Raw genomic sequence first — 13,409 nt, 5'->3', positions numbered from 1 at the left:
GCCTGGCAGGTGGTACCCGGCCCCGGTCCGAGGTCGGACACCCGCTCGTGCCGGCCGCATGGCGCGGGACCGGCCGCACCGACTTACGCGAGGAGCGACCGCAGCATCCACGCGGTCTTTTCATGCGTCTGCAGGCGCTGCGTCAAGAGGTCGGCGGTCGGCTCGTCGCTCGCCGCGTCGGCGATCGGGAAGATATCGCGCGCGGTGCGCACGACGGTTTCGTGCCCTTCGACGAGCTGGCGGATCATCTCTTCGGCTGCCGGCACGCCGTTCGCTTCCGGCACCGACGACAGCTTCGCGAAATCCGCGAACGTGCCCGGCGCGACGACACCGAGCGTGCGAATGCGCTCGGCGACCGAGTCGACCGCGAGCCACAGTTCGTTGTACTGCTCCTCGAACATCAGGTGCAGCGTATTGAACATCGGCCCCGTGACGTTCCAGTGGAAGTTGTGGGTCTTCAGATACAGCGAAAACGTATCGGCAAGCAGGCGCGACAGGCCGTCCGCGATCTTCCTGCGGTCCTTGTCGCTGATGCCGATGTTGATCTGCGTGGCGTTGCCTTTCTTGGCCATCTTCGGGACTCCTCATTCGAAACGTTGAACCGGCGAAGTGCGTCGAGCAATCCGCATGCCGCGTCGCGCGGCATCCGTTCGCGACTCGCCAGTCTAGCGCGGCAGGCCAATCCCTGCGCTCAGCCGCCGGCACCCGAGACGATCGGCGCGAGCGCGTGCAGCGCCTGCGCGGCCAGCTCGGCCGCACCGCCGATGACGATCGCGAAACCGACGATGCGCCGCGAACGCGGCGCGCATGGTCAGCATCATGTGCGTCATGGTCGTCACTCCTTCGACAAGACCTTGAACCGGAAGAAAAAACGGCCGGTCGTGCGACCGGCCGTTTCACGTTGCAACGTGACTGCGCTAACGCATCACGACATTCACGCGAGGTCGAAGCGGTCGAGGTTCATCACCTTGTTCCAGGCCGCGACGAAATCGCGCACGAACTTCTCGTTCGCATCCGCGCTGCCATACACCTCGGCCAGTGCACGCAGCTGCGAGTGCGAACCGAAGATCAGGTCGACGCGCGTGCCGGTCCACTTGACCTGGCCCGTCGCACGATCACGCCCTTCGAACACGTCGTTCGCGTCCGACACCGCCTTCCACTCCGTGCCCATGTCGAGCAGGTTGGCGAAGAAGTCGTTCGACAGCGTGCCCGTGCGATCGGTGAACACACCGTGCTTCGAGTCGCCGACGTTCGCGCCGAGCACGCGCAGGCCGCCGACCAGCACGGTCATCTCCGGCGCCGTCAACGTCAGCAGCTGGGCCTTGTCGACCAGCAGCGCTTCGGCCGGCGTCTGGTACGCGTGCTTCAGGTAGTTGCGGAAACCGTCCGCAACCGGCTCGAGCACGGCCATCGCCTCGCCGTCGGTCTGCTCCTGCGACGCGTCCATCCGACCCGGTGCGAACGGCACCGTCACCGTCACGCCCGCGTCCTTCGCGGCCTGCTCGACGCCGGCCGCACCGGCCAGCACGATCAGGTCGGCGAGCGACACCTTCTTGCCGCCCGTCTGCGCGGCGTTGAACGCCTTCTGCACGCCTTCGAGCGTCTCGAGCACCTTCGCGAGTGCGGCCGGCTGGTTCACGTCCCAGTCCTTCTGCGGCGCCAGGCGGATGCGCGCACCGTTCGCGCCGCCGCGCTTGTCCGAACCGCGGAACGTCGAGGCCGACGCCCATGCGGTCGACACGAGCTGCGCAACCGACAGGCCCGACGCGAGCACCATCGCCTTCAGCGCCGCGACGTCCGCGTCATCGATCAGCGTGTGGTCGACGGCCGGGATCGGGTCCTGCCACAGCAGTTGCTCGGCCGGCACTTCCGGGCCGAGATAGCGCGCACGCGGCCCCATGTCGCGGTGCGTGAGCTTGAACCAGGCGCGCGCGAACGCGTCGGCGAACTCGGCCGGGTTCTCGTAGAAGCGGCGCGAGATCTTCTCGTAGGCCGGATCGAAACGCAGCGACAGGTCGGTCGTCAGCATCGTCGGGCGATGCTTCTTCGACGCATCGAACGCATCCGGAATCACTTCGTCGGCGCCCTTCGCGACCCACTGGTGCGCGCCGGCCGGGCTCTTCGTCAGTTCCCATTCGTAGCTGAACAGGTGCTTGAAGAAGTCGTTGCTCCACTTCGTCGGCGTCGACGTCCACGTGACCTCGAGGCCGCTCGTGATCGCATCGCGGCCCTTGCCCGATGCGTACGCGCTCTTCCAGCCGAGACCCTGCTGCTCGATGCCCGCCGCTTCCGGCTCGGCACCGACGTCCGATGCAGGGCCCGCGCCGTGCGTCTTGCCGAACGTGTGGCCGCCGGCGATCAGCGCGACCGTCTCTTCGTCGTTCATCGCCATCCGCGCAAACGTCTCGCGGATGTCGCGTGCCGCCGCGACCGGGTCGGGGTTGCCGTCCGGGCCTTCCGGGTTCACGTAGATGAGGCCCATCTGCACGGCCGCGAGCGGGTTCTCGAGATCACGGTCGCCCGAGTAACGGCTGTTCGGGCCGCCGCTCAGTTCCAGCCAGATCTTTTCCGAACCCCAGTAGACGTCGTCCGGTTCCCATGTGTCGACACGGCCGCCCCCGTAACCGAAGGTCTTGAAGCCCATCGATTCGAGCGCGACGTTGCCGGTCAGGATCAGCAGGTCGGCCCACGAGATGTTGCGGCCGTACTTCTGCTTGATCGGCCACAGCAGCCGGCGCGCCTTGTCGAGGTTCGCGTTGTCCGGCCAGCTGTTCAGCGGTGCGAAGCGCTGCTGCCCGCCGCCCGCGCCGCCGCGGCCGTCGGCGGTCCGGTACGTGCCGGCGCTGTGCCAGGCCATCCGGATGAACAGGCCGCCATAGTGGCCGAAGTCGGCCGGCCACCAGTCCTGCGACGTCGTCATCAGCGCCTGCAGGTCGCGCTTCACCGCCGCGAGGTCGAGCTTCTTGAACGCTTGCGCGTAGTCGAAATCCTTGTCCATCGGATCGGACAGCGCCGAGTGCCGGTGCAGGATGTCGAGGTTCAGCTGGTTCGGCCACCAGTCCTTGTTCGACGGGCCGCCGGCCGCCGTATGGTTGAACGGACATTTCGATTCGGTCGACATGCTTTTTCTCCTTTACTTGCTCGTAGGCCCCCACTTGCCGGACGCGGTTCGTGGAGCCTTGCGGGGAATAAAACGGAACGGGGTGGTTCTGTCGTGCCGCGGGGTGTCGGGTGCGGAACACCGGACCGGCGTGCGGCGGCACTCATCCACCGTATACACGGTCCGCCAGGTACGCGAACGCAATCGGGCGCAGGCTGCGGGCCGCCGCCCTGGCACGATTTACGACCTCGTTGCGCGGCGGGATGTTCCGCTGCGCATGCTGCAATACCGACCGCATCATGACATCCTCCTTTGACGCTTGCATTCAGCGTGCGGATCGTGCGTTCGATCCGCACGCCGATCCATGAGGAGAATTCTAGGTCAATCTATCTAATATTTGAATTTGATAAATTTCATCTATGCGATAGGAAAAAATAAACGGGGCCGCAAGGCCCCGTTCATCGTGCCGTCACGCATGCATGCCGCGGTGCGCTCAGTTCATCGTCGCCGGCATGTCGAGCTTCGCGACGCCCGGGAGATCGCACGCAGCGATCGCCTCGCTGATCGCATCGATCGCGGGCATCCGCGTGAAGCTCTTGCGCCACACCAGCACGACGCGGCGATCCGGCACCGGCTCGTTGAACGGCACGTACGACAGCAGCTCGGCGTCGGGGCCGTTCGCACGCGGGCCGATCTCGGCGACCGACATCCGCGGCAGCACCGTGATGCCGACGCCGCTCGCGACCATGTGGCGAATCGTCTCGAGCGACGAGCCCTCGAAGGTCTTCTGGATGCCGTCGGCCGTCTGCGAGAAGCGCATCAGCTCCGGGCACACGCCCAGCACGTGATCGCGGAAGCAGTGGCCGTTGCCGAGCAGCAGCATGGTTTCCTGCTTCAGATCCTCGGCGTCGATCTCGTCGCGCTTCTCCCACGGGTGTCCTGCCGGCAGCGCGACGACGAACGGCTCGTCGTACAGCGGCCGCACCATCAGGCCGGTTTCGGGGAACGGCAGCGCCATGATCGCGGCGTCGATCTCGCCCTGCTTCAGCAGTTCGAGCAGCTTCAGCGTGTAATTCTCCTGCAGCATCAGCGGCATCTGCGGCACGCGCTGGATCATCTGCTTGACGAGCGTCGGCAGCAGGTACGGCCCGATCGTGTAGATCACACCGAGACGGAACGGGCCGACGAGCGGGTCCTTGCCCTGCTTCGCGATCTCCTTGATCGCGAAGGTCTGCTCGAGCACGCGCTGCGCCTGCGTGACGATCTGGTCGCCGATCGGCGTCACGCTCACTTCGCTCGCGCCGCGCTCGAAAATCTGCACGTTGAGCTCGTCTTCCAGCTTCTTGATCGCCACCGACAGCGTCGGCTGGCTCACGAAGCATGCTTCGGCCGCGCGACCGAAATGCCGCTCGCGCGCGACCGCGACGATGTACTTCAGTTCAGTCAGGGTCATTGTGGGTCAATCAGGGATATGCATGCGATAGGTTTAATTTATACACCCGTTGGCACCGGTTCGCCAAGTTTCTCTGCATCGCGATACGCTGATTACGCGCTGAATGGCGGTTTTAAATCCGACCCCGAAGGCGCGAATCAAGCCTTCAGATACTGCTCCCGTGCGCCGAGCCAGCGCGCGAGATGCTGCGTGACCACCTCGGGATACGCGGCGATCAGTCGCGCCGCCGCGTCGCGGGCCGGATCGATCAGCCAGCCGTCCGTCTCGAGGTTCGCGAAGCGCAGCATCGCCGCGCCGGACTGGCGCGCGCCGAGGAATTCGCCGGGGCCGCGGATCTCGAGGTCGCGCCGCGCGATCTCGAAGCCGTCGGTCGTCTCGCGCATCGTCTTCAGCCGCTCGCGGCCGGTGAGCGACAGCGGGCCCGTGTACAGCAGCACGCACACCGACGCCGCGGTGCCGCGCCCGACGCGGCCGCGCAGCTGGTGCAGCTGCGCGAGGCCGAAACGTTCCGCGTGCTCGATCACCATCAGCGACGCGTTCGGCACGTCGACGCCGACCTCGATCACGGTCGTCGCGACGAGCAGCTGCACGTCGTTGCGCGTGAAGGCTTCCATCACGGCCGCCTTGTCGGCCGGCGCCAGCCGCCCGTGCACGAGCCCGACCTTCAGCTCGGGCAGGGCGGCGGCCAGCGTCTCGTAGGTCTCGACGGCCGTCTGCAGCTGCAGCGTCTCGCTCTCCTCGATCAGCGGACACACCCAGTACACCTGGCGGCCGGTCAGCGCGGCCTCGCGCACGCGGGCGATCACCTCCTCGCGCCGCGCGTCGCCGACGAGGCGCGTCAGCACCGGCGTGCGGCCCGGCGGCAGCTCGTCGATCGTCGACACCTCGAGATCCGCGTAATAGGTCATCGCGAGCGTGCGCGGAATCGGCGTGGCCGACATCATCAGCTGGTGCGGCTGGAAATCGCGCGCGCCGTTGGCCGCGTTCGCGGCCTTCGCGCGCAGCGCGAGACGCTGCTCGACGCCGAAGCGGTGCTGCTCGTCGACGATCACGAGGCCGAGCCGCGCGAATTCGACGGTGTCCTGGATGATCGCGTGCGTGCCGATCACGAGCTGCGCGGTGCCGAGCGCCGCGGCCTCGATCGCCGTGCGCTTCTCCTTCGCCTTCAGGCTGCCCGCCAGCCACGCCACCGTGACGCCGAGCGGCTCGAGCCACGCGCGCAGCTTGCGCGCGTGCTGTTCCGCAAGAATCTCGGTCGGCGCCATCAGCGCGGCCTGGTAGCCGGCGTCGATCGCCTGCACCGCGGCCAGCGCCGCGACGACCGTCTTGCCGCTGCCGACGTCGCCCTGCAGCAGCCGCTGCATCGGGTGCGCGAGCGTGAGGTCGTGCGCGATCTCGTCGACGACGCGCGACTGCGCGCCGGTCAGCGTGAACGGCAGCGCTGCGTAGAGGCGCGTCGTCAGCGCGTCGGCATCGGCGGCGGCGCGGCGCGGCATGGCGGGCGCCGCGCGCGTGCGGCGCTCCTCGTGCGCGCGCTTGAGCGACAGCTGCTGCGCGAGCAGTTCCTCGAACTTGATGCGCGTCCACGCCGGATGCGAGCCGTCCATCAGCGCGGCTTCGTCGGAATCGACGCGCGGGTGGTGCAGGATGCGCACCGCCTGCTCGAGCGACGGCACGTCGAGCGGCTTCAGGTAGTCACGCTGGATCTCGGGCGGCAGCAGCTCGGGCAGCGGCGTGCGCTCGACCGCGTTCTCGATCGCCTTGCGCAGATAGGCCTGCGACACGCCGGCCGTGCTCGGATAGACGGGCGTGAGCACCTTCGGCAGCGGCGCATCGGCTTCGACGACGCGCACCGCCGGATGCACCATCTCCATCCCGAAGAAGCCGCCGCGCACGTCGCCGCGCACGCGCAGCCGCTGGCCGACGGCCATCTGCTTGACCTGCGAGCCGTAGAAATTGAGAAAGCGCAGCACGAGCTGCTCGCCGTCGTCGTCCTGGATCTTCACGACGAGCTGGCGCCGCGGCCGGTACGCGACCTCGTTGTCGAACACGACGCCTTCGGTCTGCGCGATGCCGCCCGGCAGCAGTTCGCCGATCGGCGTGAGCGTGGTTTCGTCCTCGTAGCGCATCGGCAGGTGCAGCACGAGGTCGATCGAGCGCGTGAGGCCGAGCTTCGCGAGCTTGTCGACGGTCTTCACGGGTTTGTCGGCGGCCGGCTTCTTCTTGCGCTTTGCGCCGGCTGCACCCGACGCCCCTGCCGCGCCCGCTTCGTCGCCGCCCGCGCCCGTTTCGAGGTCGGGTGCGGCGGCGGCCGGCTGCGCGAGCCGCCCGTCCGCGCCGCGCTTCGGGCCCGCGCGACGCGGCGCGGCGCGCTCCACGGAACCGCGCTCTCCCGCGCTTCGCGCGGGTAACGCGGCATCGTCCGCGTCGAACGGATCGGCGGAATCGGCAACGGCGGCGGCGGAACGGCGTGGTGACACAGGCATCGGATCGTCTGGGTGCTTCGCAAGGCAAGTACAATAGCGGCTTTCACGTCGTCCGAACGAACGACGCCGGCCAGGCCGCGCATCCCGCCATCATAGCGGCTCGCGCGCCCCATTCATGCGTTTCCGCCCTGTCGGCGGCGCCCGCCGGCCGTTTCGAACCAGCCCGCATGTTCACGCTTTCCGATTTCGATTTCAATCTGCCGCCCGAGCTGATTGCGCAAACCGCGCTGCCCGACCGCACCGCGAGCCGCCTGCTCGAGGTCGATGGCACCGTCGAGCCCGCGCGCCTCGTCGACCGCCGCTTCGCCGAGCTGCCGTCGTGCATCGCGCCCGGCGACCTGCTCGTGTTCAACGATACCAAGGTGCTGAAGGCGCGGTTCTTCGGCCAGAAGGCCAGCGGCGGCAAGATCGAGGTGCTGATCGAGCGCGTGACCGGCACGCACACGGCGCTCGCGCAGATCCGCGCGAGCAAGTCGCCGGGCGCCGGCACGACGCTGCGCCTCGCCGACGCGTTCGACGTGACGGTCGGCGAGCGCGTCGAGCCGTTCTTCACGCTGCACTTCCCGGCGCCGTGCCTCACGCTGATCGAGCAGCACGGCCGCCTGCCGCTGCCGCCGTACATCGAGCACGACGCCGACGCGACCGACGAGACGCGCTACCAGACCGTCTACGCGAGCAACCCGGGCGCGGTCGCCGCGCCGACGGCCGGGCTCCATTTCGACCAGCCGCTGCTCGACAGGCTCGACGCGATGGGCGTCGAGCGCGCGACGCTGACGCTGCACGTGGGCGCCGGCACGTTCCAGCCGGTGCGCGTCGAGAACATCGCCGAGCACCGGATGCACAGCGAGTGGTACGACCTGCCGCAGTCGCTCGTCGACCGGATCGCCGCGACCCGCGCGCGCGGCGGCAACGTGATCGCGGTCGGCACGACGTCGATGCGCGCGCTCGAAGCCGCGGCGCGCAGCGCCGACGAAGCGGGCCGCCCGCTCGCGGCGGCGCAGGCCGAGACCGACATCTTCATCACGCCCGGCTACCGCTTCCGGGTCGTCGACCGGCTCGTCACGAACTTCCACCTGCCGAAGTCGACGCTGCTGATGCTGGTGTCCGCGTTCGCGGGCGTCGAGACGATCCGCGCCGCGTACCGGCACGCGATCGACGAACGCTACCGCTTCTTCAGCTACGGCGACGCGATGCTGCTCACGCGGCGCGACACGCCGGAGGCGCCGCGCGCGTAAGCGCGGCCATGCGCGGCATCGCGTACGGCCGCCGCGGCGCCGATCGGGGACGGGCTCCGCCCGGCCGCACCGCGCGCGACGATGACGCGCACTCGTTTTTTCCGTCGCCGGCACCCCGGCGGCGCTTTTCAACATGCGCCGGACTGTTTTCCGGTGGCAAGGAGCATGACGCGATGACCGAAGGTTCATCCCACGATACGCACGCCCAAGTGCAGGACCGCCCCGCCAACGGGCTCGAATTCGAACTGCTGACGACCGACGGCCATGCACGCCGCGGCCGCGTGAAGCTCAACCATGGCGTGGTCGAGACGCCGATCTTCATGCCGGTCGGCACTTACGGCACCGTGAAGGCGATCCAGCCGCGCGAGCTGCACGAGATCAAGGCCCAGATCATCCTCGGCAACACGTTCCACCTGTGGCTGCGCCCGGGCCTCGACACGATCGACGCGCACGGCGGCCTGCACGGCTTCATGGGCTGGAACAAGCCGATCCTGACCGACTCGGGCGGCTTCCAGGTGTTCTCGCTCGGCGACCTGCGCAAGATCACCGAGGACGGCGTGACGTTCGCCTCGCCGATCAACGGCGACAAGCTGTTCCTGTCGCCGGAAGTGTCGATGCAGATCCAGAAGGTGCTGAACTCCGACATCGTGATGCAGTTCGACGAATGCACGCCGTACGCGACCAACGGCGTGCCGACCACGCACAAGGAAGCGGCCGAGTCGATGCGCATGTCGCTGCGCTGGGCGAAGCGCTCGCTCGACGAGTTCGACCGGCTCGGCAACCCGAATGCCCTCTTCGGGATCGTCCAGGGCGGGATGTTCGAGGACCTGCGCGACGAATCGCTCGCGGGCCTGTCGGCGCTCGGCTTCCACGGCCTCGCGATCGGCGGGCTGTCGGTCGGCGAGCCGAAGGAAGACATGATGCGGGTGCTGCAGCACGTCGGCCCGAAGCTGCCGGCCAACAAGCCGCACTACCTGATGGGCGTCGGCACGCCGGAGGACCTGGTCGAGGGCGTCGCGAACGGCATCGACATGTTCGACTGCGTGATGCCGACCCGCAACGCGCGCAACGGCTGGCTCTTCACGCGCTTCGGCGACGTGAAGATCCGCAACGCGACGCACAAGAATGCGCTGAAGCCGCTCGACGCGAGCTGCGCCTGCTACACGTGCCGGAACTTCTCGCGCGGCTATCTGCATCACCTGCACCGCGTCGGCGAAATCCTCGGTGCGCAGCTCAACACGATCCACAACCTGCACTACTACCTGCAGCTGATGAGCGAGATTCGCGACGCGATCGAGACCCATACGTTCGACGCGTTCCGCCAGCGCTTCGCGGAGGATCGCGCGAGAGGGGTCGACTGACGGGCCGGCGGCCCGCACCGCGGCCCGTCACACAGGACGTGTACTAAATAATGCGTTCCGGGTGCCGGTCACGACCGCCAAACATTACAATTGCCTTTCCAAACGAGTCGCAATGGTGTCGTTTCGCGCTTAACGGCTTGATCCGCAAGCGCATTTGCTGCGCCGTTTGCGCATGGGGCCGGTGGTAGAATAACCGGCTTATTTTTCGATCTTCCCCTACGGAGAGACCAACGTGCCGTTCATTTCCAATGCCTTCGCGCAAGGTGCCGGTGGCGCCGAATCGAGCCTGATGAGCTTCCTGCCGCTCATCCTGATGTTCGCGGTGCTCTACTTCATCATGATTCGTCCGCAGATGAAGCGCCAGAAGGAACACCGCAACATGCTCGCGGCCATGGCGAAGGGCGACGAAGTCGTCACGAGCGGCGGCCTCGTCGGCAAGGTGACGAAGGTCACCGAAGGCTACATCGGCATCGAAATCGCCGAAGGCACCGAAATCACCGTGCAGAAGGCTGCCGTCACGACCATTCTGCCGAAGGGCACGATCAAGTCGCTGTAAGGCTTTCACCGAGCGTCCGGCTCCCCGCGCCGTGCCCGCCTGAGAGAGCGGGCCGCCGCGGCGCCGGACGCGACGCTTTCACGCCAACCACCCGTTCGGCCCCCTCATGAATCGTTACCCACTCTGGAAATATGTCGTGATGGTCGTGGCGCTCGCCATCGGCCTTCTGTACACATTGCCCAACTTCTTCGGCGAAGCGCCGGCGGTGCAGGTGTCGAGCGGCAAGGCCACGGTCAAGCTCGACTCGACCACGCTGACCCAGGTCGAATCCGCGCTCGCGTCCGCGCAGATCAAGCCGGACGACGTCACCTTCGAGAACACGGCGTCCAACGCGAACATCCGCGTGCGCCTGAAGGACACCGATACGCAGCTGCGCGTCAAGGACCTGCTGCAGAAGTCGCTGAACGCCGATCCGAACGATCCGCAGTTCGTCGTCGCACTGAACCTGCAGAGCGCGTCGCCGCGCTGGCTGACCGCGCTGCACGCACTGCCGATGTATCTCGGCCTCGACCTGCGCGGCGGTGTCCACTTCCTGCTCCAGGTCGACATGACGGGCGCGCTCACGAAGAAGCTCGACTCCGACGCGACCGACGCACGCACGCTGCTGCGTGACAAGAACATCCGCGACGGCGGCGTGAGCCGCGTCGACCAGTCCGTCGTCGTCAACTTCAGCGACGCGCAGACGGCCGAAGACGCCCGCAAGGTGCTCGCCGCGTCGGTCACCGAACTGCAATGGGCGACCCAGCCCGGCGGCGGCGGCACGCAGGTCGTCGGCACGTTCACGCCGGCCGTGCAGAAGGCCGTCGAGGACGCCGCGCTCAAGCAGAACCTGACCACCCTCCACAACCGCGTGAACGAACTCGGCGTGTCCGAGCCGATCCTGCAGCAGCAGGGCAGCGACCGCATCGTCGTCGAACTGCCTGGCGTGCAGGACACCGCGAAGGCGAAGGACATCATCGGCCGCACCGCGACGCTCGAGGCGCGCCTCGCCGATCCGATCAACACGCACCCGAACCCGAACGACCCGGTGCCGCCGGGCGAGGAGCTGTTCACGCAGGGCAACCAGGCGCCCGTGCTGCTGAAGAAGGACGTGATCTTCACCGGCGACCGCATCATCGATGCGTCGGCCGGCTTCGACGAACACCAGCGTCCGTCGGTCAACATCCGCCTCGATTCGGCGGGCGGCCGCTCGGTGCGCGCGGTGTCGCGCGAGAACATCGGCAAGCCGATGGCGATGGTGCTGTTCGAGAAGGGCAAGGGCGAAGTGCTGACGGTCGCGACGATCCAGTCCGAACTCGGCGACCGCTTCCAGATCACGGGCCAGCCGACGCCGCAGGCCGCGGCCGACCTCGCGCTGCTGCTGCGCGCCGGTTCGCTCGCCGCGCCGATGGACATCATCGAGGAACGCACGATCGGCCCGAGCCTCGGCGCGGACAACATCAAGATGGGCGTCCACTCGGTGATCTGGGGCTTCTGCGCGATCGCCGTGTTCATGATCGCGTACTACATGCTGTTCGGCGTGGTCTCGGTGATCGGCCTGTCGGTGAACCTGCTGCTGCTCGTCGCCGTGCTGTCGCTGATGCAGGCGACGCTGACGCTGCCGGGTATCGCGGCAATCGCGCTCGCGCTCGGCATGGCGATCGACTCGAACGTGCTGATCAACGAGCGCGTGCGTGAAGAACTGCGCGCGGGCCAGCCGCCGCAGCTCGCGATCCAGTCCGGTTACGCGCATGCGTGGGCGACGATTCTCGACTCGAACGTCACGACGCTGATTGCCGGCCTCGCGCTGCTCGCGTTCGGCTCGGGCCCGGTTCGCGCGTTCGCGATCGTGCACTGCCTCGGTATCCTGACGTCGATGTTCTCCGCGGTGTTCTTCTCGCGCGGGATCGTCAACCTCTGGTACGGCGGCCGCAAGAAGCTGAAGTCGCTCGCGATCGGCCAGGTGTGGAAGCCGGAAGGCGCCGCGGCCGGCGCATCGTTCGCCGATGTGGACGAATCGACCGACACCGCGCGCGCCGCGAAGCTCGCCGCGCCCGCGAAGGGCAACGCGCCGCGCACCGGCAAGCCGCAGCTGCGCAACCGCGCGCAGCAAGGCGTGTCGCCGAAGAAACCGGGCTCGACCCAATAAGGCCCCGGAGACGATCATGGAATTTTTCCGCATCCGTAAAGACATTCCGTTCATGCGGCACGCGCTGGTGTTCAACGTGATCTCGCTGGTCACGTTCCTCGCCGCCGTGTTCTTCCTGTTCCACCGCGGGCTGCACCTGTCCGTCGAATTCACCGGCGGGACGGTGATCGAGGTGCAGTACCAGCAGGCCGCGGAACTCGAACCCGTGCGCGCGACGCTCGGCAAGCTCGGCTACGCCGACGCGCAGGTGCAGAACTTCGGCACGTCGCGCAACGTGCTGATCCGCCTGCAGCTGAAGGAAGGCCTCACGTCCGCGCAGCAGAGCGACCAGGTGATGGGCGCGCTGAAGGCGCAGAGCCCCGACGTGTCGCTGCAGCGCGTCGAGTTCGTCGGCCCGCAGGTCGGCCGGGAACTCGCGACCGACGGCCTGCTCGCGCTCGCGTGCGTCGTGATCGGCATCGTGATCTACCTGTCGTTCCGCTTCGAGTGGAAATATGCAGTCGCCGGCATCATCGCCAACCTGCACGACGTCGTGATCATTCTCGGCTTCTTCGCGTTCTTCCAGTGGGAGTTCTCGCTGGCGGTGCTCGCGGCGATCCTCGCGGTGCTCGGCTACTCGGTCAACGAGTCGGTCGTCATCTTCGACCGGATCCGCGAGACGTTCCGCCGCGAACGCAAGATGAGCGTGCAGGAAGTGATCAACCATGCGATCACGACCACGATGTCGCGCACGATCATCACGCACACGTCGACGGAAATGATGGTGCTGTCGATGTTCTTCTTCGGCGGCCCGACGCTGCACTACTTCGCGCTCGCGCTGACGGTCGGCATCATGTTCGGCATCTACTCGTCGGTGTTCGTCGCGGGCTCGCTCGCGATGTGGCTCGGCATCAAGCGCGAAGACCTGATCAAGGACAAGAAGACCGCGCACGACCCGGACGATCCGAACGCGGGCGCGCAGGTTTAAGCGCCGCGCCGTTTCGGCTGATCCCGGAAGGCCGGTCCCTCGCGGACCGGCCTTTTTTCATGCGCGAGCCGCTCCCCTCTTCCCCCGGGCGCGATGGCGCGGGCCGTCGGCTACAATCGCGTC

General features: G+C 67.4%; 9 protein-coding genes. 5 read left to right on the top strand and 4 right to left on the bottom strand.

Translation table 11 applies throughout. The annotated features are described in order from the left end of the window. Positions 1-83: 83 nt before the first annotated feature. The 4 genes from dpsA to recG all read right to left on the bottom strand — a co-directional run bounded on the left by dpsA (position 84) and on the right by recG (position 7,039). On the bottom strand, positions 84-572 hold the full coding sequence (gene dpsA, locus DIE22_RS08165) for a non-specific DNA-binding protein DpsA (RefSeq protein WP_124498237.1): 489 nt from the start codon (positions 570-572) through the stop codon (positions 84-86). Positions 573-934: 362 nt separating this feature from the next. Continuing rightward, the gene (gene katG, locus DIE22_RS08160; protein WP_124498236.1) at positions 935-3,121 is read right to left on the bottom strand and encodes a catalase/peroxidase HPI; all 2,187 of its coding nucleotides are present in this window, start codon (positions 3,119-3,121) and stop codon (positions 935-937) included. Positions 3,122-3,593: 472 nt separating this feature from the next. Beyond that, positions 3,594-4,553, bottom strand: coding sequence for a LysR substrate-binding domain-containing protein (locus tag DIE22_RS08155; RefSeq protein WP_124498235.1), 960 nt, complete (start codon positions 4,551-4,553; stop codon positions 3,594-3,596). Positions 4,554-4,690: 137 nt separating this feature from the next. Continuing rightward, the gene (recG, locus tag DIE22_RS08150) at positions 4,691-7,039 is read right to left on the bottom strand and encodes an ATP-dependent DNA helicase RecG (protein WP_124604844.1); all 2,349 of its coding nucleotides are present in this window, start codon (positions 7,037-7,039) and stop codon (positions 4,691-4,693) included. A gap of 167 nt (positions 7,040-7,206) precedes the next feature. Here recG and queA point away from each other — a divergent pair, with 167 nt between their 5' ends. The 5 genes from queA (at position 7,207) to secF (ending at position 13,286) form a co-directional block, all read left to right on the top strand. After that, positions 7,207-8,274 (top strand): tRNA preQ1(34) S-adenosylmethionine ribosyltransferase-isomerase QueA, encoded by a 1,068-nt coding sequence (gene queA / locus DIE22_RS08145; RefSeq protein ID WP_124498233.1) that lies wholly within the window; start codon positions 7,207-7,209, stop codon positions 8,272-8,274. Positions 8,275-8,447: 173 nt separating this feature from the next. After that, complete coding sequence (gene tgt / locus DIE22_RS08140) at positions 8,448-9,635, top strand: tRNA guanosine(34) transglycosylase Tgt (protein ID WP_124498232.1); 1,188 nt, start codon at positions 8,448-8,450, stop codon at positions 9,633-9,635. Positions 9,636-9,867: 232 nt separating this feature from the next. Next, positions 9,868-10,191 (top strand): preprotein translocase subunit YajC, encoded by a 324-nt coding sequence (gene yajC, locus DIE22_RS08135; RefSeq protein WP_124498231.1) that lies wholly within the window; start codon positions 9,868-9,870, stop codon positions 10,189-10,191. Between the two features lie 106 nt (positions 10,192-10,297). Beyond that, complete coding sequence (gene secD, locus DIE22_RS08130; RefSeq protein ID WP_124498230.1) at positions 10,298-12,319, top strand: protein translocase subunit SecD; 2,022 nt, start codon at positions 10,298-10,300, stop codon at positions 12,317-12,319. 16 nt (positions 12,320-12,335) lie between these two features. Beyond that, the gene (gene secF, locus DIE22_RS08125; RefSeq protein WP_124604843.1) at positions 12,336-13,286 is read left to right on the top strand and encodes a protein translocase subunit SecF; all 951 of its coding nucleotides are present in this window, start codon (positions 12,336-12,338) and stop codon (positions 13,284-13,286) included. The last annotated feature ends 123 nt before the right edge of the window (positions 13,287-13,409 follow it).

It is taken from the genome of Burkholderia sp. Bp9142, from assembly GCF_003853415.1.
GTDB lineage: Bacteria > Pseudomonadota > Gammaproteobacteria > Burkholderiales > Burkholderiaceae > Burkholderia.
Note: the sequence above shows the minus strand (reverse complement) of the source record. Positions and strands in the feature narration are given on the sequence as shown.